Consider the following 20,844-nt stretch of genomic DNA (forward strand, 5'->3'; position numbering starts at 1 on the left):
CTTACTCCTCGACCGTCAGGCCGGCCTTGGCCGTCAGCTGCACCGCACGGTTGTCGCGGTCAACCGGACGCACCTGTTGGCCTTCACGCAGCACCTGACCACCGGCTGCGACCACCCAATCGGTGGCTTGCAGACCTTCGAGCACCGGCACGGTTTTCTCGCCATAGGCACCAATGCGCACGTCAGTACGCTTGAGGGTGGATTTCTTCGGATCGACCACCCAGACGTAAGGCTGGCCCTTCTCCGCCGTCACGGCCGACAGCGGCACGGCCAGTGGCACTTCGCCGGTGTGGGCGATAAACACACGGGCGCTCTGGCCCAGTTCGGCCGGCACCTTGCCTTCTACGAAAGCCACGCGAGCAGCGAAGGTGCGCGACTGCGGATCGGCCGCTGGCGACATCTCGCGAATACGACCGGGGAAGCGCTGATCCGGCTGCGACCACAGCTCAACCGCGACATCCTGACCGACCTTAAAGCGCTCGAAAGCTTGCTCCGGCAGGTTGATCAGCACTTCACGCTCGCCGTCAGCCGCCAGGATAAATACGGTTTGCCCAGCGGCAACCACCTGGCCGACTTCAACCATGCGCCGCGCCACCACACCATCCTGCGAGGCACGCAGCACGGCATAGCCGGCCTGATTGTTGGCCACGTTGAACTCAGCGCGCACCTGTTTCACCCGCGCTTCACCGGAGCGGTAGGTATTTTCGGCATTGTCGTACTGCGAACGGCTGACCAGGTTGCGCGCCAGCAGGGTTTTGTAACGATCACGCTCGGCGCGCACCAGCTGCAGGTTGGCCTCGGCCGACGACACCTGGGCACGGATGGCTTCCAGCTGCAGGCGCACGTCTTGGGGGTCCAGCTCAGCCAGGGGCTGATCCTTCTTCACCCGCGCGCCGACATCGACCAGGCGCTTGGCTACCTTGCCACCGATACGGAACGCCAGCTCCGGCTCCAGGCGCGCACGCACCTCACCGGGGTAGGCATCCATTAGGTCGCCAGCCAGTTGCGGCTGCACCACCATGGCCGGGCGCACGGCAACCTTGGCGGGCTCGCCATTACCGCAAGCGCCAAGCAACAGGATAAGACTGACAGGCAACGCAACAGACAGTGCATGACGAAACATGATGACTAACCTTTGTGGAGGCTTTTGAATATTTATACTGACGGGTATAGTAAAAATAGCAAACTCACTAGTCCAGTATTAAAAACGACCAATGCCAAACAAAGTGTTGCCCCCCAGCGGCCCCGGCCGCCCTAAAGACCTCGCCAAGCGCAAAGCCATTCTGGAAGCAGCGAAGACCCTATTCCTTAGCAATGGCTATGACGGTAGCAGCATGGATGCGATTGCTGCGGAAGCCGGGGTCTCCAAGCTCACGGTGTACAGCCACTTCACCGACAAGGAGAAGCTGTTTGCCGCCGCCGTGCAGTCCAAATGTGAGGAGCAACTGCCAGAGTTGCTGTTCGAGCTGAACGGCGAAGTGTCGGTAGCACAGCTGCTGCTGAATATCGGCCGAGGCTTCAATGAGCTGATCAACAGTCGTGAGTCGGTGGAGCTGCACCGGGTGATGGTGAGCCTGGCGGCGCAGGACTCCAAGCTCTCGCGGATGTTCTACGAAGCTGGCCCGCAGCGCGTGCTGCACGGCATGGAAGAGTTGCTGCGCCGCGCCGACCAGAGCGGCAAGCTACGCGTGCCTGACCCGCTGAGCGCGGCGGATCAGTTTTTCTGCCTGATCAAGGGCGGCGCCAACTTCCGCCTGCTGATCGGCTGCGGCGAAGCGCTGCAGGGCGCAGCAGCCGAAGCCCATGTGCGCGATGCGGTTGAGGTCTTTCTGCGCGCCTTCCGCGCCGATTAAGCCTCGCAGGTTGGCGCTGAGCGTGCGAAGCCCAACGCAAGGACGCTGCATGTGTTGGGCTTCGCGCCTCAACCCAACCTACACAATTCTGCCGGTTGTAGCCTGGATGCAATCCAGGGACGCTTACCTCAAAGATTCCAGGCTACTTCACGGCGCGGCGAGCAAACTTACTCGCTGGCGGCTTGTAGCTTCTTCTTCGGGTAGATGTCATAACGGCTGGATTTGCCTTCCAGGGCATAGCCCGGCTTGGCACCGTCGATCAGCGGGGCCTTACGCGGGCGCTTGACCACTACCCGATGACTGGCCAGGTTCAGCGCGGCCTCCAGCAGCGCCGGGGCATCCAGGTCGTCACCGACAAAGGGCCGGAATAGGCGCATCTCTTTTTTCACCAGCGCGCTCTTGTCGCGGTGCGGGAACATCGGGTCGAGGTAGATGACCTGGGGCGGCTCGCCCTGCCAGCCGCGCATCAGCTCGATGGCGTTGCCGCCCCGCAACTGCATCTGCGCGGTAATCGGCGCCACGTCACGATCCAGCGCAGCACGCGCCAGGCCGTCTTCCAGCAGCGCGGCAATCAGCGGCTGACGCTCGATCAAGGTCATGCGGCAACCCAGGCTGGCCAACACAAAAGCATCGCGGCCCAGGCCGGCCGTGGCATCCAGCACAGTCGGGCGCACTCCAGCCTGCACACCAACCGCCTTGGCAATCATCTGCCCGCTGCCGCCACCGAATAGCCGGCGATGCGCCACCGCGCCTTCGACAAAATCCACTTTCACCGGCCCTGGCGCCTGCGGCCCCAGCTCCACCAGCTGCAAGCCGCCCTCACCCAGTTGCAGAACAAACTCACTGTCGCCGTCCAGCGGTAAACCCAGGCGTGTGGCCCAGGCTTCAGCTGCCGCCTGCAGATGGGGAGCCAGGGCCTGCATACGAATTCTGGCTATTAGCCGCTCATCACTCATCAGAAAATGTGCTCAAAAATCACTTAATTAACCGTTTGAAAGACCGACAACCGTTTGAGCGGCATTTTGCCAGACCCGGCAGCTTCCAGCCGCACCGAGTTCGCCATGTTCGATGTGACTTCAGCCCCACGTAAAGCGGGCTAGGCGCTAATCGGGATCAGAAAAACACCATCGACTCTCAACGCGCCGCTAATCCACCCAACAAAATCGGCCTGCAATAGGGCCGACGCGCAGTAGATCAGAACCAGGTTTTTAGCGGCACATCCGCCACAACCCCATATCCACATGAAAGTGGTCACGATGGGCCGCGTTGTATTCCGGCCCCAGAGTGGTGTTGAAACGTTTGCAGGCGGCCTGCTGCACCTGACGCAGAAACTCGGCGTTCTTGCCCTGCTTGGGCCAATCCTGCAGCACGCTGATGCGCCGGCCATCGGCCAAACGAAAGCCGACGATATCCAGCGCATTGGCCGAAGCATGCTGGCTGCGCCGCTGACTGCCGGCAATGGTGCGACAAGCAAAACTACCGACATGCTCAACCCGCGCCACCCGCTGGCCGAAAACGGCCTGAGCCGCCGGCTGCAAATCATGCTGCTCAAACAGAGCAAAGGCCGCCGCCAGCGGGCAACTGGCAATAAAACTGCTGCTGAAAGCGACGCCTGCGCTGTGAACCCGCAGGGTGTTATTCAGCGGACAGGCCACCTCCGGGCTGCTGTCGGCTTGCGGGGTAAAGCGCAGTGAGGAGGTATTCAAGACCTGCTGGCACAGCGCCGGATCATCCTGCAACCGCCAGAGCTTAAAGCTGGTCAGCAGGTTCGGCGTCTCGCGAATATCCAGCACCGCCCATGGGTTCCAACGCGGCGGCACATCGAGCCAGCCACGCCAAATCGCCAGCAACAGGCCGGCGAGCACTACACAAAGAAGCAGAAAAGTACGGAAGAAAGTCATGGGGCGCAGACTATCAGAGCAGGCCCAACTGCTCGACCTGATCCTCTAATTGCACCTGCGGCAAGGTCAGCAACCCCGGCAGACGCAACATCAATTGCTGATGAAAACGCTGCGCCAGCTGCGGAGCCAGGCGGTTGTCCGAGGTGTGCAAAAAGACGTAAGGCGTGCGACCTTCTTCGATCCAGCCCGCCACCTTGTCCAGCCAGGGCGCCATAAACGGATCATTGGCTTGCAGCTCGGGATGACCGATAAAACGCAACTGCGGTGACTGGCTAAAAGCCGTAGGCCGCAGTGGCAGGCGCGGCTTCTTGGCCTGCGCATGCAACACCGCCGGCGCTGTGGATACACAACTGAACAGCGCCCGCGAATCCAGACAAATGCGTTCGATGCCGCGCTCATGCAGCAGGCGATTAAGGCTGCGCTCCTCCTCGCCTTTGGCAAAGAACGCCGGATGCCGCACCTCGACGGCCAGCTCCTCAGCCTGCCAGGGCTCGATAAACGCGGCCAATTCCGCCAAACGCTGCGGGCCGAAACTCGCCGACAACTGCAACCAGAACGGCGCCACCCGTTTACCCAGCGGTGCCAGCAAGCAGCGGAAATCTTCGGTGGCGCTCAGTTGCTCACGCAGATCGCCGTTATGGCTGATCTCACGGGGCAGCTTGGCGCAAAAACGCAGATGCGCCGGCATGCGCTCAGCCCAGCGCGTCACCGTCTCGGCCGAGGGCTGTGCATAGAAAGTGGTATTGCCCTCAACGGCGTTGAACACCTGGGCATACAGCGGCAGAAAATCGGCGCTGCGACTGCCCTCCGGATACAAAGAACCGCGCCAGGCGGGCTCGCTCCATGACGGGCAACCGAGGTAGTAAGGCAACATTAATTTGAAGACCGTTGAGAAATGTAGCGAGCGAAGGCTAGGCGAGATCAGCCGAGGAAGCGCAGTGTACGAGTTGTACATGAGCATTCCGAGGCTGATATCAACGCGGCATAGCCGAGCGCAGTAGTTTCGCAACGGTCTTCTAGGCGTAAAGATCGAGACCCAGCACTTGCTGAGCATCCATCTCGCTAGCGAAACTGGCAGTTGAGTTGTAGCTGGCCAATGCCTGGGCGGCGCGGTTATTCAGGGGCGGCTGGTACAGCTGGTCTTGCAGGCGCGACGGCAGGTTGTCGCTGCTGGCGTTACTGGCTTCGACCTTGCGCGTTTGGGCAACCGGCTCGAAACCTTGGGTACTGGCGGGGGATGCGGGCTGCTGACGACTTTCCTCGATCTCGCGCTGTGCTTCGCGAAACGGCGTAACCGCAGAGCCCGGGCGGGCACTGCGGTCTGGCGAATAAGAGGAGGTAAAACCGTCGATACGCATCAATTACTGCTCGGCCTGCTTAGCCAACGATGGATACATGTGATGGCAATTTAGCCCCCGCAGACCGGCTTGGCAATCAAGCGCGGTGCAACGCGGCAATATGCGCGACAGAAGGTGCGCCAATGCCCAGCGGTTTAAACCGGAGCCTTGGGCGTGGCCACTTGGTCACGCAGGTATACCGGCTGCGCCAGGTCAGCCACCACCGCCTCACCACGGGCCCAGGCAAAGCGCGCCAGACTGAGCAGGTCTTCTGCGTGAGGCAGCATGGCGGCATCCTGCCCACTGACGGCAACGGGGATACGCGCAGCAAAGGTGCCCCAGCCAGTGCCCGCCGCAAACCAGTCACCGCTAGCATCGCCTGGCAAAACGGCGCGCTCCGGCGGCAATACAGCCTCGACGCCGGCCAGACGCATTTCGCCCCGCTCGGCGCGGTAGCAGCCCCAATAGACTTCATCCATACGGGCATCGATGGCTGCGGCCACCTGCTGCGCGCCGTGCTCGCGCAAGCTGCGCTGCGCCAACACAGCCAGGTTGGACACCGGCAACACCGGGCGTTCCAGGGCAAACGCCAGGCCCTGCACCACGCCGATGGCGATACGCACGCCGGTAAAAGCGCCCGGACCACGGCCAAAGGCAATCGCATCCAGCGCCGACAACGGCACTCCGGCAGCGGCCAGCAGCTGCTTGACCATCGGCAGCAAACGCTGGGCATGCATGCGCGGAATCACTTCGTAATGGCTGAGCACCTGGCCGTTATGCAGCAGGGCAACAGAGCAGGCTTCGGTGGCGGTATCCAGGGCCAGGAGAGTGGTCATTGCATTCGGACAGGTGACGAAATGGACCGGCATTAGAACGGCTTGAGGCTTTTTTTTCCAGCCCAATCATTAGGGTCTGTCACGCGAGCAGACTTACAGCACCATAGGCAGCAGCGGACCAGAATCGGCCCGCTGCTGCCTGAGCAACGCGTGCTTACCAGGCTTCGATAACGGTCTTGGCGTCCCAGCCCTGCAAAGGCGCCTTGGACCAGGTGCCGTAACTGGCGTTGGGGAAGACGATCCACTCGGCGCCCCATTTGTCTGCTTCAGCGGCGACGGTGGCGCGCTGATCAGCCAATGGTGTCTTGCGGAAACGCCCATCGAAGTCATGCAACGTATCGCCCAGCAGCAGCACAACCTGATGATCGGCACTGACGATGGCGCGGCGCTCGACCTTGGGTGGGCCCAGCAGCAGTACGCTTTCTTCAGATATCTGCGGCAGCCCCAGCTTTTTCAGAGTGGCGAGGGTGTACTTCTTCTGCTCTTCGGCACGGTCCGAAATGTAGCGAATGGTCACTCCGAGCTTATCGGCGTGCTCGAGAAACTTCTTCGCGCCGGGGATCAGCACCGGGGTGCCGTCGCGCTCCCAGGGCAACCAGGTATCCCAGGCGTCATAGGTGTGGCAGTTGGCCAGGTCGCGCGCCAGCAGGGCGCTGTTATCAATAACGGTTTCATCCAGGTCGGTAACGATGGCTAGCTTGGAGGGGTCTTTCGCCGCCGCCACTGCCGCATCCAACTTCAGTGTTGCGATGTTGTAGGCCTGCAGCTGCAGGGCCTGGACTTCCGCCGATTGCTGCTGGAAACGCAGGCCCATGGTGAACTCGGCTACAGCGCAGTCCGTCTTGGGTGTCGCCGGGGTCTCGGCAAAGGCTGCAGAACTCCCCACCAGCGCTAACGCTAGGCCCAACCAGATGGCACTCTTTGCTGTTTTCTTGGTCATTGAATGCGCTCTCTTCCTTTGTATGGGTTAAGGCTTAAAGTCTACGACCACTTCATCGTGGTATAGACCAGAACCGATGCTAGCTTAGGCGAGCAAGATTACTGTTCTATGAACGACGCTTAGCGAGTCCAGCGCGCCAACCGCACAAACGCCAACGGCCCGCAAAATCGAGCCGTTGGTTGACTACATTAAGGCTTAGCTGAGCGCAGCGAGCACCTTGGCCGTGATCTCGTCGACCGAGCCAACGCCGGCGATGGCGCTGTACTTCGGCGTGCCGTCAGCGGCGGCGAGCTTCTGGTAAAAGTTCACCAGCGGCTTGGTTTGCGAGTGATAGACCGACAGGCGATGACGCACGGTTTCTTCCTTGTCGTCTTCACGCTGGATCAGCTCATCACCGGTTTCGTCGTCAATACCGGCGACTTTCGGCGGATTGTGCTCGGTGTGATAGACGCGACCCGATGCCGGGTGCACGCGGCGACCAGCGATGCGGCCGACGATTTCTTCGTCGTCCACGGCGATTTCGACTACGTTGTCGATCACTACACCGGCTTCCTTCAGGGCTTCAGCCTGAGGAATGGTGCGCGGGAAGCCATCGAAGAGGAAACCATTGGCGCAATCTGCTTGGGCGATGCGCTCTTTGACCAGATTGATGATCAGGTCATCGGAAACCAGACCACCACTGTCCATTACGCTTTTGGCAACCAGGCCCAGCTCAGTGCCGGCCTTGACCGCAGCACGCAGCATGTCACCGGTGGAGATTTGCGGAATACCAAATTTCTTGGTGATGAAACCAGCTTGGGTACCTTTACCGGCACCGGGCGCCCCCAGCAAAATCACGCGCATCGATGTGCTCCTCAAGATTTAAGTAAAAATCGTCGGACTCGCCTCGTGGGGCCAATCTCAAAATTGTTCAAGCAGCGCTGCCAAACTGGGCCAGAGTGCCGAAAGGCCGCTCAAGATACACAGCGCACCCATAGCGCACAAGCCACCGAAAGTCGGATACACCTGCGACCACACCTAGCGGGTAGTGCTTTCGCCAGCGCGCTACATACGCACCAGCGAAAGCCCCACGGACCCCATCAATCCACCTAGCCGGTGTTGCGCAGCCCAGCCGCGATACCCGCCACACTGACCAGCAGTGCCTGTTCCAGAGGGCTGTCAGCCTGATTGTCGCGCAGCCGCGAGCGCGCCAACAGCTCGGCCTGGAGCAGATGCAGCGGATCTAGGTAGGTATTGCGCACACTGATCGACATCAGGGTTTCCGGGCTGTGCGCCAGCAGCTGCGACTGGCCGGTCAAACCCAGCACTGCAGCCACCGCCTGCGACAATAGGCCGCGTAGATGCTCGCCCAGCGGGCGCAGGGCTGGCTCGACCAAACGCTCGTCATACAGCTGGGCGATGGACTCGTCTGCCTTGGCCAGCACCATCTCCAGCATGTCGATACGCGTGCGGAAGAACGGCCAGTGTTCGCGCATCTGCCCGAGCAATTCGCCCTCACCGCGCTGAAAGGCGTTATCCAGCGCCGCCTCCCAGCCCAGCCAGGCCGGCAGCATCAAGCGCGTTTGGGTCCAGGCGAAAATCCACGGAATCGCCCGTAGGCTCTCGACACCACCTTCGCGGCGCTTGGCCGGGCGACTGCCCAAAGGCAGGCGGCCCAGCTCCTGCTCCGGGGTGGCCTGGCGGAAGTAGTCGACAAATTGCGGGTGCTCACGCACCACCGCGCGGTAGGCGCTGACGCCATCGCTGGCCAGTTTGTCCATCAGCTCGCGCCAGGCTGGCTCCGGGCTAGGCGGCGGTAGCAAGGTAGCTTCGAGTACCGCTGCCAGGTACAGATTGAGGTTTTGCTCGGCGATATCCGGCAGGCCGAATTTAAAACGAATCATTTCCCCCTGCTCAGTGGTGCGGAAACGCCCCATCACCGAACCGGGCGGCTGCGACAGAATCGCCGCATGGGCCGGGCCACCGCCGCGCCCCACTGTGCCGCCACGGCCGTGAAACAGCAGCAGCTCGACATCCTGCTCGCGGCACACCTGCACCAGGGTTTCCTGGGCACGGTACTGCGCCCAGGCTGCGGCTGTGGTGCCGGCGTCTTTGGCCGAGTCGGAGTAACCGATCATCACTTCCTGCGGCCCGTGCAGGCGCGCGCGGTAGCCATGCAACCCCAGCAGCCGGCTGATCACGGGGCCAGCATTGTCCAGATCGGTGAGGGTCTCAAACAGTGGCACCACGCGTATCGGCCGTTGCAACCCGGCTTCTTTAAGCAGCAGTTGCACCGCCAGCACATCGGAAGCCGCACCGGCCATGGAAATCACGTAGGAACCCAGGGATGCCGCCGGCGCGCGGGCCACTTCACGGCAGGTAGCCATCACTTCTTCGGTTTCACCGCTGGGTTTGAAGTGCCCCGGCAGCAGCGGCCGGCGGTTTTCCAGCTCTTTCAGCAAAAACGCCAGGCGCGCTTCTTCATCCCACTCGGCATAACGGCCCAGGCCGAGGTAATCGGTGATTTCACTCATGGCGGCGGCATGGCGACTGGAGTCCTGGCGCACATCCAGACGCACCAGAAACAGGCCAAAGGTGGCCGCGCGGCGCAGGCAATCGAGCAGCGGGCCATCGGCGATCACGCCCATGCCGCACTCATGCAGCGACTGGTAGCACAGGGTCAGCGGCCCCAACAGCTCTCGGTTGTCCTGCAGCACGGCTGCGGGCGCGCAGACCTGCTCACTCAGCGCAGCCTGGGCCCAGCTGCGGGTGGCGCGCAAACGCTCACGCAGCTGCTTGAGTAGGCTGCGGTAGGGCTCGGCGCTCTCGCCTACCCGCGCCAATAGCGCCGGGCTGGCCTGCTGCATGGATAGCTCGGCAGCCAGGTTATCGACATCGCGCAGGTATAGGTCCGCCGCCATCCAGCGCGCCAGCAACAGCACTTCGCGGGTAATGCTGGCGGTGACATTCGGGTTGCCGTCACGGTCGCCGCCCATCCAGGAGGCGAAGCGAATCGGCGCAGCATCCAGCGGTAGGTGCAACCCGGTGGCGCTGTGCAGCACCTGATCAGCCTTGCGCAATACATTGGGGATGGCATGCCAGAGCGAATGCTCGATCACCGCAAAGCCCCATTTGGCTTCATCCACCGGACTCGGCCGGCTACGGCGGATTTCCTCGGTGTGCCAGGCTTCGGCAATCAACCGCTGCAAACGCTGTTTGACCTGCTCACGCTCGGCCGCCGAGAGATCGTTATGGTCGCCGGCCGCCAGCTGCTCGGCTATCGCATCGTATTTCTGGATCAGGGTGCGCCGCGCCACTTCGGTGGGATGCGCGGTCAGCACCAGTTCGATATCCAGACGACTAAACTGGCGAGCCAGGGCTTCGCCTTTGTGGCCATTGCTGGACAGTCGCTGCAGCAGGTCTGCGAGAATATTGTCTTCAAATGGCTGCGCTTCACCCGGCGCGCGGCGGCGCACACGGTGGTACTGCTCGGCGATATTAGCCAGGTTGAGAAACTGGTTGAACGCCCGCGCCACCGGCAGCAGTTCGCCATCATCAAGCTGGTTCAGGGTTGCACTGAGTTGCTCTGCGCCCTCCTGCGAACCACGGCGTGATGCCTTGGCGCCCTTGCGAATGCGCTCGATCTTGTCGAGAAAAGCAGCGCCATGCTGCACGCTGATGGTGTTACCCAGTAGCTCGCCGAGCTGGTGGACGTCCTCGCGCAAACGCGCGTCGATTTCTGCCATGAGTGTTGCCTCCGCTGATCCTGCCTCCAGAGTGCCCAGCGCGCCAACTTCTTACAAGTGCGCGACGCACAGACCGCACTTATCGGCCTAAGCACTAGTCTTAACTATGCAGCTCGGCCAACAAACGGCGGGCATAGAACAGACACGAGGCAATCATGAAGATTCGCGAGCTTTTTCAGTACTGGCAGGAAAATGCCCAGGGGCGGCTGAGCACAACGCCTTACCAGATAAGGCTCGACCTGGAAGCCGCAGCGCGCCTAGCGGCCCTGCAGGAGATGTACCCCAAACACCACGTTGAAGAACTGCTGGGGGAATTGCTCGGCGCGGCGCTTGATGAGCTGGAAGCCAGCCTGCCCTACGTTCAGGGCAGCAAGGTGGTGGCCAGCGATGAGCAGGGCGACCCGCTGTATGAAGACATCGGCCTGACGCCGCGCTTCCTCGCCTTGTCACGCCAGCATCTGCAGCGCCTTAGCGAACAGCAGAAGCAGGCGGACTGAGTTTACTGGCCTTCGCTGCAGCGCACGGCTTGCTTGCGCCGGTCGACCAGCACGCCGCTTAGGCCTTTCTGCTCCAGATCAAACATCACCAGCACGCCGTCGATGCACTGGGCGACCTGGCTGGCAGGCTTGAGCGATACTTTGTAGTCCTCACCGGGCACAGTTTTGAGCATGGTGAACTCGGACAGCAGCAAGGCATCTTCCGGCTTGGCGATATGCAGGTAACCGTAATAGCCAAGCACAGCCACCGTGGCGCAGATGCTGCCGATACCGGTGAGGATCAGCGGAATGGGGTTTACTTCACTCATAACAAGCTCTCGGATTTTTCAGTTAGCGGGCTAAGCACAGGCGGCGCAGCTTGCAGCAAACATTTACGCCTGCAAAGACCCAGATTGCCGCATCATTTATTGCCGCCAGCGCGCACTTCCTCGCGGGCCTTGAACGTCGCTTCATAGATGCGCTCGGCCAGCCGCGAGAACGGCAAGCTCTGCACCCACACCGTGCCAGTGCCCTTGAGCGTGGTCAGAAGGATGCCCTCGCCGCCAAACAGCATGCTTTTCAGGCCGCCGGCCAGGGCGATGTCGTAATCGATGCCTGCGGTAAAGGCCACCAGGCAACCGGTGTCCAGGCGCAAGGTCTCGTTGTTCAACTCCTTGCGAATCACCGTGCCGCCGGCATGCACAAAGGCCAAGCCATCACCTTCGAGCTTCTGCAGGATAAACCCCTCACCACCAAAGAACCCCGCGCCCAGGCGCTTGTTAAAGCTGATGCCGACAGCCGTGCCGTAGGCCGCGCAGAGAAAGGCATCCTTCTGGCAGATCAGCGTACCGCCATGCTCAGCCAGCTGAATCGGCACCACGGTGCCTGGGTACGGCGCAGCAAACGCCACCCGCGCTGGGGTTTTGCCGGCATTGGAAAAGTGCGTCATAAACAGCGATTCACCGGTCAGCATGCGCTTGCCCATGCCCCACAACTTACCCAGCACACCAGTAGCTGCGCCATCGCCCATGCGCGTTTCAAAGCGGATGCCGTCGGTCATGTAATTCATCACCCCGGCTTCGGCGATCACCGTTTCGCCCGGATCGAGAATGATCTCCACGCTCTGCGCGGAGGCGCCGAGGATTTCGTAGTCGAGTTGATGGCTGGGCATGCGGGAACTCCTTGGCGATTCGGGTAAGGCTGCCCGAACGAGACGCGGTTTTGTAGGAGCGGTCCATGACCGCGATAAGTCACTCAAGCAAAAAGGCTCGCGGGCATGGCCCGCTCCTACGCACTACCACGGGGAAACTTGATCAAAGAATGTTGGCGTAGTCGGCTTCGATGCGGTCGAGGCTCAAATGGTTCAAGAAATTGGAGAAGCACATCCAGGCTGACAGCGAGTTGAGGTCGCTGAACTGCGGCGGTAGGTACTTGGGTGCGACGACCAGCCCCTCATCCACTAGCTGGCGCAGGGTGCGCATGTCTTCCAGGGTGGTCTTGCCGCAGAACAGCAGGGGAATCTGCTCCAGCTTGCCTTTGCGCACAGCCAACTGAATATAGTTGTAAACCATGATGAAGCCTTTCAGGTAGGACAGATCCTTGGTGAAAGGCAGGCCGCTGGGGGTGGAGCCACGGAACACCCGGTTGGCGTTGCTGTAGCTGTCTTCCTGGCTGAAGCCTTGTTCGCGATAGAAGTCGAACACCTGCAGGAAATCCGCGCCCTCCTCGGCCATATGAATGGCGCGGGTGCGGTTGGTCAGCTTGCGCAACCGGGTTGGATAGGAGGCGAAGGCAATCACTTCCATCAGGATCGCCAGGCCTTCCTGGGTCACCGTGGACGAAGGGGGGCCCTTGGCCAGAAAGGTACAAATCGGCTGATTCTGCCCATTCAGGGTGGTGGCCACATGCACCAGGCCCTCATGCACTTCCAGCGCGCGCACATCGCGTTCGTTGAACATCGCGTCGCTGCGGATCTTGATGTAGTCGGCGCCGGCGGCGGCATCAGCAAGAATACCGTCGGACTCGAACACCCGAATGGTGCCCTCCTCCTCACCAAACACCTTGTTCAGACGGTGCTGCAGCAGGTTGACCGCCTCTTTGGCAGTCAAGGTCTTGGCCTCGTCCTTGAGGTCGCCGCGCTTGTCAATGTTGTTGAGAAAGTCGGAAAACATCAGGCCCAGGTCGGACAGGGTCGGATCGCCGGCATGGAAGGCATCGGAAGCCGCGCCGTAGAGCTCCTGGCTGATCAGGCCGAAATCCTCGGTGCCGCGTGCTTCGAGCATGCGGATGACCATACGGTACTCGCGGCACATGCGCCGCATGATCTTGCCCACCGGGTTGAACTGGCCGAGCTGGCGGGTAATGTCGCGCTCGATATTCTGGAATTCCAGCTTCTTGGCCGCCGCATCAAAGGGCAGCGGCCGGTTGGCGTAGTAAGCGCGGTCGACGGCGGGCGGTTTCTTGCCCTTGTGCTTGAGAAAGTCGTTGCGAATCGAGTCGTCCCACTTCACCGCATCCAACACGCGAATCGGCGTTTGCGCCTCGACCAGACGGTCGGACAGCGCGCGTACAACCAACTGATAATCGTCCAACTCGGTATGACTGTTCATGCTTTCCCCATCACCCACTAGTCGCCCGTCCGCTGATAACGTGCAACTTCGATAAATACATCCGAATTAGCCTGATCGTCGAGGTAGCTAAACACCTGTTCCAGCGGACTGCTGATCAGCACACCATCGCCTTCTGCACCGTCAATCACCTCGCCCTGCAAGGCGCCCTGCTCCAGCTCTTGGATAATACGGTCGACATCCAGGTTGTAGATCACCAGCTCATTGCTGGTGGTCAGCTCGAAACCGGCGATAGCGAAGTTCGCCCCCAGGCTTTTCGGCAAGCCTGCCGAAAGGTACCAGCGGCGACCATGGTGGGCCACGGTAAAGCCGTACTCTTCAACACTGTCGAGGTTGTCCAGGCTGTCGACATAGGCCCGCGCCTTGTAGACGTTGGAGCCGGCACGGGTGATTTGCAGGTACAGCTGTTCGCCCCATTCATTTTTGCGCGACCACTCGCCAAGCAAGGGGATCGGGGCTGCTTCATTGGCGGGAATCGGGTCTTTGAAGGTCACCAGACAGCCACCAAGCAACAGGAAGGACACGGCAAGCAGCGCGCGCCAGGCTTTCATTCAGCTCTCCTTGTGAACGGATTGACCGGGGGCCAGGCCTGCTATAGGCCCAGTACCAGATGCATATAGCGTTTTAGCATGGCCAGCATCTCTTCACTGTCCAGATGATCGACACCATCAAGCAGCCCCTGATACTCCATGCGCACAATAATCGCCGTCAAGAGCTTGGCATCCTGCTCTGCCTGCTGCGAACCCAGCACCTCGAAGAAGTGTGTCACGCCCTGCAGCAGAATCTGCCGATGGGCACGCAATAACCCGTGCAGACGTGGGTTAAGCAGGGCCTCCTGCTGAAAGGCCTGTTCAGCCAGCAGGTGCTCACGGCGGGTCAGTAGCTGGTGACGCACGTATTCCACCGCCAGCCGGGCAATTTCATTGGCCAACCGCCGGCGCGCCTCGGCGCTGCCATCTAAGCGGCTGACCTGCTCACGCAATAAACCTTCGGTGCTGCTCCAGAACTTGCCCATGTGCGCCGCGCTACGCTCGACGAACTGGGCGAAGGTGTCGGTGATCAGGTCATTGATGTCTTTGAAATAATAGGTGGTCGCCGACAGCGGCACTTCGGCCTCGGCGGCTACGGCTCGGTGGCGCACGGCACGAACGCCTTCACGCACGATAATGCGCATGGCGGCATCGAGAATAGCCTGGCGGCGCTGCTCACTGCCCTGACGGCTGGCTTTGCGGCCCTGGTACTGCACACTCTCAGCGACGGCGTTGGCCACCAGGGTGGCGCTTTCTTGGGCGGGCTTGGCTGTCACAGCTGACGATCCTCTGTCGGGAATTCACGATTAATAATGACTTAGTCAGTAAATCGCAAAATTAATCCACTGGGCGCTAATAAAGAAGGTTTTGTACCCATTGCGTGTTGCAAGGCAATAAGCCGTAGGTTGGCGCTGAGCGCAGCGAAGCCCAACAAGTCGCAGCATGTCTCGTTGGGCTTCGTCGCGCTGCTCCTCAACCCAACCTACACATGTGATCCTGCGCTGATGCGTATGGCGCACTCTACCCATTGCGCGCAACACCTAACGGGTAAATAGCCATAAAGAATGGCCGCAACGGCTGGCAGGCCAAAAAACAGGTAATAAAAAGCCGCCCGGAGGCGGCTTCTCAGCATCAGGCTTGCGGGCGCATATGCGGGAACAGGATCACGTCGCGAATCGACGGTGAGTTGGTCAGCAGCATCACCAGGCGGTCGATACCAATACCCTCACCCGCGGTCGGCGGCATACCGTATTCCAGGGCGCGAACGAAGTCGGCGTCATAGTGCATGGCTTCGTCGTCGCCGGCGTCCTTGTCGGCCACCTGCTGCATAAAGCGTGCGGCCTGGTCTTCGGCGTCGTTGAGCTCGGAGTAGGCATTGGCGATCTCGCGGCCACCGATAAACAGCTCGAAGCGGTCGGTAACGCTCGGATCATCATCACTACGACGGGCCAGCGGCGAGACTTCGAACGGGTAGCGCGTAATGAAGTGCGGCTGCTCCAGCTTGTGCTCGACCAGCTCTTCGAAAATCATCACCTGCAGCTTGCCCAGGCCTTCAAAGCCAAGCACCTTGGCGCCGGCATTCTTGGCGATGGCACGGGCCTTGTCGATATCGGTCAGGTCATCGGCCGTCAGCTCAGGGTTGTACTTGAGGATCGAGTCGAACACCGACAGGCGCACAAACGGCTCGCCGAAGTGGAACACCTTGTCGCCGTAGGGCACGTCGGTGGTGCCGAGCACCAGCTGGGCCAACTCGCGGAACAGTTCCTCGGTCAGGTCCATGTTGTCTTCGTAGTCGGCGTAGGCCTGGTAGAACTCAAGCATGGTGAATTCAGGGTTGTGCCGGGTCGAGACACCTTCATTACGGAAGTTACGGTTGATCTCGAAGACTTTCTCAAAACCACCAACCACCAGACGCTTGAGGTACAGCTCCGGCGCGATACGCAGGAACATCTGCATGTCCAGGGCGTTGTGGTGGGTCTCGAAGGGCTTGGCCGCAGCGCCGCCGGGAATGGTCTGCAGCATCGGCGTTTCCACTTCGAGGAAGTCGCGCTGCATCAGAAAGCTGCGGATATGCGCGATGACTTGCGAACGCACGCGGAAGGTCTGGCGCACGTCTTCGTTGACGATCAAGTCAACGTAGCGCTGGCGGTAGCGCTGCTCGGTGTCGCTCAGGCCATGGTGCTTGTCCGGCAACGGGCGCAGCGATTTGGTCAGCAGGCGCACGTCGGTCATTTCCACGTACAGGTCGCCCTTGCCGGAACGAGCCAGGGTGCCGACGGCGGAGATGATGTCGCCCATGTCCCAGTGCTTGACCTCGGCAAGTTTCTCTTCCGGCAGGGTCTTGCGGTTGACGTAGACCTGGATGCGCCCGGTCATGTCCTGAATCACCATAAACGAGCCACGGTTGAGCATGATGCGCCCAGCCACCTTGACCGGAATCGCGGCCTCGGCCAGCTCTTCCTTGGTCTTCTCGGCGTACTGTTTCTGCAGGTCGGCGCAGTAGTTGTCGCGGCGGAAGTCGTTGGGGAAGGCGTTGCCCTGCTCACGGATGGCAGCAAGTTTTTCCTTGCGCAGGGCAACCAGCTTGTTTTCTTCCTGCTGCTGGTCTTCGTGGGAGAGGGCTTGCGGGTCGAGTTGTTGGTCGCTCATGGTCGTTTATCTGCCTGGCGCGTAAATGCACATGGGTTTGGTAGGGTAAGGGTTACAGGCCTTGCTTTAGGCTGGCTACGAGGTATTCGTCGATGTCGCCGTCAAGCACCTTGTCGCAGTCGCTGCGCTCGATGTTGGTGCGCAGATCCTTGATCCGCGAGGCATCGAGTACATAGGAGCGAATCTGGTGGCCCCAGCCAATGTCCGACTTGCTGTCTTCCAGCACCTGGGAGGCGGCGTTGCGCTTCTGCACTTCCTGCTCGTACAAACGCGCGCGGAGCATCTTCATCGCGGTGTCTTTGTTGGCGTGCTGGGAACGTTCGTTCTGGCAGCTGACCACGGTGTTGGTCGGTACGTGGGTAATCCGTACGGCCGAGTCAGTGGTGTTTACGTGCTGACCACCGGCACCGGATGAACGGTAGGTGTCGATACGCAGGTCCGCCGGGTTGATTTCGATTTCGATGTTGTCATCGATTTCCGGCGAAACGAACACAGCGGTAAACGAGGTGTGGCGACGGTTGCCGGAGTCGAACGGGCTCTTGCGTACCAAGCGGTGCACGCCGATCTCGGTGCGCAGCCAGCCAAAGGCGTACTCGCCCTTGATATGCAGGGTCGCGCCCTTGATCCCGGCCACTTCACCGGCGGACAGCTCCATGATGGTGGCGTCAAAACCGCGCTTGTCAGCCCAGCGCAGGTACATGCGCAGCAGCATATTGGCCCAGTCCTGAGCTTCGGTGCCGCCGGAGCCGGCCTGGATATCAAGATAGGCGTTGTTGGGGTCCATCTCGCCACTGAACATGCGGCGGAATTCGAGCTTTTCGAGGATCTCGCGCAGGCGTTCGATCTCGGCGGCAACATCATTTACCGCGCCTTCGTCGTCTTCTTCAACGGCCATATCGAGCAGGTCGCGCGAATCGGCAAGGCTGCCGTGCAGGTCATCCAGAGTGTCTACAATCAGCGCCAGGGAAGCGCGCTCGCGGCCCAGGTTCTGCGCGTACTCCGGATTGTTCCAGACGCTCGGGTCTTCGAGTTCGCGGTTTACTTCGACCAGACGATCATGTTTGTGATCGTAGTCAAAGATACCCCCGAATGGTCTGGGTGCGCTCGGACAGGTCCTTGATGCTATTCAGGATCGGGTTGATTTCCATGGCTGGCAGCACTCGTAAGTCAAACTTTCGGAAAAGCCGGCGAGTATAGCGCAGTCGACTCAGCCCTTGCAGCCCGCAATTGGCGCTGGCACACAGCCATGCAGACCAACGGCGCACTATACTCAGAACCTGCCGACGATCTGCTGCGCGTCGGCCGTGCTGCGTTAAAACAGGCTCGGAATGCTCATGTACAGCTCGTACACTCCGCTTCCTCGCCTTTTTTGCCTTGCACGGCTCTAGCTCGCGAGATCGTCAACAGGTTCTAAGGACTGTCTTTACATTGCCTGCCCGCCCACAGGAGCCGTCGTGCCATGAGCTCATCGCACAGCCTGCGTAGCCGTTTTGCCATTTTGATTGCCCTGCTGGTCGCCGTGCTGAGTTGGCTGCTTGGCACCTTGATTGGCAATGACGCCACCCAGCGCATCCGCGAGGAGGTTGGCCGCGATCTTGCCGAAGTCTCCTTTATGATGATTGACCGCCTGGACCGCGACATGCAGAGCCGCGCCGCCATGCTGCAGGTGATCGGCAAACTGCGCGCACTGACCCAGCCCGACGATATCCGCGAAGTTCGCGTACTGCTCGACCGCCTGCAGACAGAATTCCCCAGCATCGCCTGGATCGGCTATACCGATGCCAAGGGCACGGTGCAGGCCTCCAGCGATGGCGTGTTGGAAGGCGCCAGCATTGCCCAACGCCCGGTTTTCCTCGAAGCACAGAAGAACGTATTTATCGGCGACGTGCATGAGGCCGTGCTACTGGCCAAACTGCTGCCAAATCCGACCGGCGAGGCGATGAAGTTCGTTGATATCAGCCTGCCGGTGTTCGCTCCGGATGGCAGCCTGGTTGGCGTGCTGGCCTCGCACCTGTCCTGGTCATGGGCCGACGAAGTGCGCCTGGCCATCCTTGAACCGATCCAGAAGCGCCGTAATGTCGAGTTCTTCGTGATCGGCCAAGACCGTACCGTGCTGCTCGCCCCCAAGGAAATGATCGGCCAGCGCTTGCACTTACCCGCCCTCAACGAAGTGGCAGAGCGCCAAGATCTGTGGGCCGTGCAGGAGTGGCCAGACGGCAAGCAGTACCTCACAGGCCTGGCGCTGAGCCAGGGCCATATGGATTACAAGGGCCTGGGCTGGACGGTCATAGCACGCCAACCGCTGGATGAGGCCTACGCCCCGGCGCGCGAGACCACGCGTTACATACTGCTGTGGGGTAGCGGCCTGGCGCTGTTGTTCGCCGTTATCGGCTGGCTACTGGCAGGCTATTTCACCCGCCCGCTGCGGCAGATCGCAGAGGCGGCGGACCGCTTCAGCGCCGGTGAAATTAGCGTAATACCCGAACTTAAAAGCACCCGCGAAATCGAGATACTCAGCCACTCGATTCGCCATTTGGTGGCAAGCCTGACTCACCAGCAAAGCGCCCTCAGCGCGATGGAAAACCTCGCCCACCACGATGCCCTCACCGGCCTGCCCAACCGCGTCGCCCTGGAAAGCTACCTGCCGCGCGCGCAGCAGCGCAGCCAAGCCAACAACAATTGCCTAGCGCTGTTCTATCTGGATCTGGACGGTTTCAAGCCGATCAATGACCAGTTCGGCCACGCGGCGGGCGATCAGCTGCTGCGTGAGGTGGCCGTGCGGCTGCGTGGCCGCCTGCGCGAAGGTGACCTGGTCGCGCGCCTGGGCGGCGACGAATTCCTGATGGTGCTGCAGGTACCCAATGGCGAAGCCCTGGCGCAGGCGCAGCTAGTGGCCGAACGCACCCTGGCAGCGCTTAACCCGCCGATCGATCTGGGCAACAACCAGGTTAAGGTCGGTTGCAGCATCGGTGGCGCACTCTGGCCGCTGGACAGCAGCAACCTGGCCGAAGCGCTGGAGCTGGCCGACCAGGCGTTGCACCGAGCCAAACATGCCGGCAAAAACTGCGCGGTGTTCCACGCAGTTGGCAAACACTGAGGCTTATTTAGCGCGCAGTCGCAGTAGCTGATCCGCCAGCTCGGCAGCATGCCGCTCGACGACCAACGGCACCAAGTTGTCGCTGTAGCCGACGAGACGCGGATAGATAAACTTCCAGCGTATCAGCGCACGCTGCAGGCGCTGTTGCTGCTCAGCGGTCAACTCAGCGGCCAGGCTGGCAAGTTCGGCATCGACCTGCTTGGCCAGCACGTCGATATCCTGATTCAGGTAGTGCTGCTGTTGTTCGGGCAGAGTCTCGATATCACCAACGTAAGCCCGCGCGGTGTAGCGCGCCGCCAGGTATTGCACCTTGGCCGGCAGGCTCTGCAAACGTAGATCCGCCGCTGGCAATGGCTGCGCCAGGCCTTTGAGTAGTTGCTGTTCAAGCGCCTCCAAGGCCGCCACCAGCTCACGCTGGGCCTTGCTGTACTGGAAATTGAATTCCCACGGCAGGTCAGGCTCACCGGGGTTGTAGGCCAGGGCCCGCTCGACCAGCGCGATAAAAGCTGCCAATGGCGGCTGCAACTGCTCCATCGCCAGGCGCGCCGAATCTGTCAACGGCTGCGCCTGCAAGGTCGCCATGCCTTCACGCAGTTTGCTCAGGTCGGCCTGCACCTTGGTTGCCAGCTCGGCATGCCCGCCTTCGCCACGGTGAATAAACAAATCGGTACTGGCGCGAAACACCTGCACTTGCGCCTGCTGCACCTGGGTCAACGCTACGTCAGGCGAAGCCTGCGCGATCAAACTGAAAACAATCAGCGCCAGACTCAGCAGGTAATTGGTATAGGTGCGGCGCATTGGGCGTCCATCCATAGCGGGGAAAGTGCCAAGTATAGGGAGGCTGCCGGTTAGCGGCCATAGCCCTTAGCGGCC

Annotated in this window: 20 protein-coding genes; 3 read left to right on the top strand and 17 right to left on the bottom strand. The window is 60.9% G+C overall.

Annotated elements, in window-relative coordinates:
* Nucleotide 1: 1 nt before the first annotated feature.
* On the bottom strand, nt 2–1,123 hold the full coding sequence (locus tag AC0T4W_RS15650) for an efflux RND transporter periplasmic adaptor subunit (protein WP_476320441.1): 1,122 nt from the start codon (nt 1,121–1,123) through the stop codon (nt 2–4).
* Between the two features lie 91 nt (nt 1,124–1,214).
* Here AC0T4W_RS15650 and AC0T4W_RS15655 point away from each other — a divergent pair, with 91 nt between their 5' ends.
* Nucleotides 1,215–1,853 carry a TetR/AcrR family transcriptional regulator gene (locus AC0T4W_RS15655; protein WP_476320443.1) on the top strand — a complete coding sequence of 213 codons (639 nt, stop codon included), beginning with the start codon at nt 1,215–1,217 and terminating at the stop codon, nt 1,851–1,853.
* Nucleotides 1,854–2,020: 167 nt separating this feature from the next.
* Here AC0T4W_RS15655 and AC0T4W_RS15660 read toward each other — a convergent pair whose 3' ends face one another.
* The 8 genes from AC0T4W_RS15660 to ppc all read right to left on the bottom strand — a co-directional run bounded on the left by AC0T4W_RS15660 (nt 2,021) and on the right by ppc (nt 10,592).
* Entirely contained in the window at nt 2,021–2,809 is a 789-nt protein-coding gene (locus AC0T4W_RS15660; RefSeq protein WP_476320445.1) for a class I SAM-dependent methyltransferase, read from the bottom strand.
* Between the two features lie 252 nt (nt 2,810–3,061).
* On the bottom strand, nt 3,062–3,754 hold the full coding sequence (locus AC0T4W_RS15665) for an extensin-like domain-containing protein (RefSeq protein ID WP_476320447.1): 693 nt from the start codon (nt 3,752–3,754) through the stop codon (nt 3,062–3,064).
* Nucleotides 3,755–3,767: 13 nt separating this feature from the next.
* Nucleotides 3,768–4,628, bottom strand: a complete 861-nt coding sequence (locus AC0T4W_RS15670) for a DUF72 domain-containing protein (RefSeq protein WP_476320449.1) — start codon at nt 4,626–4,628, stop codon at nt 3,768–3,770.
* 142 nt (nt 4,629–4,770) lie between these two features.
* A complete protein-coding gene (locus AC0T4W_RS15675; RefSeq protein WP_476320451.1) occupies nt 4,771–5,112 on the bottom strand; it encodes a hypothetical protein in 342 nt (113 codons plus the stop codon).
* Between the two features lie 134 nt (nt 5,113–5,246).
* On the bottom strand, nt 5,247–5,927 hold the full coding sequence (gene tsaB / locus AC0T4W_RS15680; RefSeq protein WP_476320454.1) for a tRNA (adenosine(37)-N6)-threonylcarbamoyltransferase complex dimerization subunit type 1 TsaB: 681 nt from the start codon (nt 5,925–5,927) through the stop codon (nt 5,247–5,249).
* 154 nt (nt 5,928–6,081) lie between these two features.
* Nucleotides 6,082–6,867, bottom strand: a complete 786-nt coding sequence (locus AC0T4W_RS15685; RefSeq protein ID WP_476320456.1) for a 5'-nucleotidase, lipoprotein e(P4) family — start codon at nt 6,865–6,867, stop codon at nt 6,082–6,084.
* A gap of 195 nt (nt 6,868–7,062) precedes the next feature.
* Nucleotides 7,063–7,710: an adenylate kinase gene (gene adk, locus AC0T4W_RS15690; protein ID WP_476320458.1), complete on the bottom strand. Its 648-nt coding sequence runs from the start codon at nt 7,708–7,710 to the stop codon at nt 7,063–7,065.
* A gap of 245 nt (nt 7,711–7,955) precedes the next feature.
* A complete protein-coding gene (ppc, locus tag AC0T4W_RS15695) occupies nt 7,956–10,592 on the bottom strand; it encodes a phosphoenolpyruvate carboxylase (RefSeq protein ID WP_476320460.1) in 2,637 nt (878 codons plus the stop codon).
* Nucleotides 10,593–10,747: 155 nt separating this feature from the next.
* On the opposite strand from ppc, the gene AC0T4W_RS15700 reads away from it, so the two are divergent.
* Nucleotides 10,748–11,089, top strand: coding sequence for a pilin assembly protein (locus AC0T4W_RS15700; RefSeq protein WP_476320462.1), 342 nt, complete (start codon nt 10,748–10,750; stop codon nt 11,087–11,089).
* Between the two features lie 2 nt (nt 11,090–11,091).
* Here AC0T4W_RS15700 and AC0T4W_RS15705 read toward each other — a convergent pair whose 3' ends face one another.
* From AC0T4W_RS15705 to prfB, 7 genes are all read right to left on the bottom strand, one after another.
* Nucleotides 11,092–11,397 carry a hypothetical protein gene (locus AC0T4W_RS15705; RefSeq protein WP_476320464.1) on the bottom strand — a complete coding sequence of 102 codons (306 nt, stop codon included), beginning with the start codon at nt 11,395–11,397 and terminating at the stop codon, nt 11,092–11,094.
* A gap of 92 nt (nt 11,398–11,489) precedes the next feature.
* A complete protein-coding gene (locus AC0T4W_RS15710; protein ID WP_476320466.1) occupies nt 11,490–12,239 on the bottom strand; it encodes a TIGR00266 family protein in 750 nt (249 codons plus the stop codon).
* Between the two features lie 142 nt (nt 12,240–12,381).
* The gene (locus AC0T4W_RS15715) at nt 12,382–13,677 is read right to left on the bottom strand and encodes a flavohemoglobin expression-modulating QEGLA motif protein (protein ID WP_476320469.1); all 1,296 of its coding nucleotides are present in this window, start codon (nt 13,675–13,677) and stop codon (nt 12,382–12,384) included.
* Between the two features lie 17 nt (nt 13,678–13,694).
* Nucleotides 13,695–14,246, bottom strand: coding sequence for a hypothetical protein (locus tag AC0T4W_RS15720; RefSeq protein ID WP_476320471.1), 552 nt, complete (start codon nt 14,244–14,246; stop codon nt 13,695–13,697).
* A gap of 41 nt (nt 14,247–14,287) precedes the next feature.
* The gene (locus tag AC0T4W_RS15725; RefSeq protein ID WP_476320474.1) at nt 14,288–15,001 is read right to left on the bottom strand and encodes a TetR/AcrR family transcriptional regulator; all 714 of its coding nucleotides are present in this window, start codon (nt 14,999–15,001) and stop codon (nt 14,288–14,290) included.
* A gap of 355 nt (nt 15,002–15,356) precedes the next feature.
* Nucleotides 15,357–16,874 (bottom strand): lysine--tRNA ligase, encoded by a 1,518-nt coding sequence (gene lysS / locus AC0T4W_RS15730; protein WP_476320476.1) that lies wholly within the window; start codon nt 16,872–16,874, stop codon nt 15,357–15,359.
* A gap of 52 nt (nt 16,875–16,926) precedes the next feature.
* Nucleotides 16,927–18,022, bottom strand: a protein-coding gene (prfB, locus tag AC0T4W_RS15735; protein WP_476320478.1) for a peptide chain release factor 2 whose coding sequence is annotated in 2 segments (ribosomal slippage) — nt 16,927–17,949 and nt 17,951–18,022 — 1,095 coding nt in all. Because the reading frame shifts where the segments join, the coding sequence is not laid out codon by codon here.
* Between the two features lie 311 nt (nt 18,023–18,333).
* On the opposite strand from prfB, the gene AC0T4W_RS15740 reads away from it, so the two are divergent.
* Nucleotides 18,334–19,971, top strand: coding sequence for a sensor domain-containing diguanylate cyclase (locus tag AC0T4W_RS15740; RefSeq protein WP_476320480.1), 1,638 nt, complete (start codon nt 18,334–18,336; stop codon nt 19,969–19,971).
* A 3-nt stretch (nt 19,972–19,974) separates the two neighbouring features.
* On the opposite strand, the gene AC0T4W_RS15745 is transcribed toward AC0T4W_RS15740, so the two are convergent.
* Entirely contained in the window at nt 19,975–20,769 is a 795-nt protein-coding gene (locus AC0T4W_RS15745; RefSeq protein WP_476320483.1) for a hypothetical protein, read from the bottom strand.
* Between the last annotated feature and the right edge of the window lie 75 nt (nt 20,770–20,844).

The sequence above is a fragment of the Pseudomonas sp. C7.1 genome, from assembly GCF_056312395.1.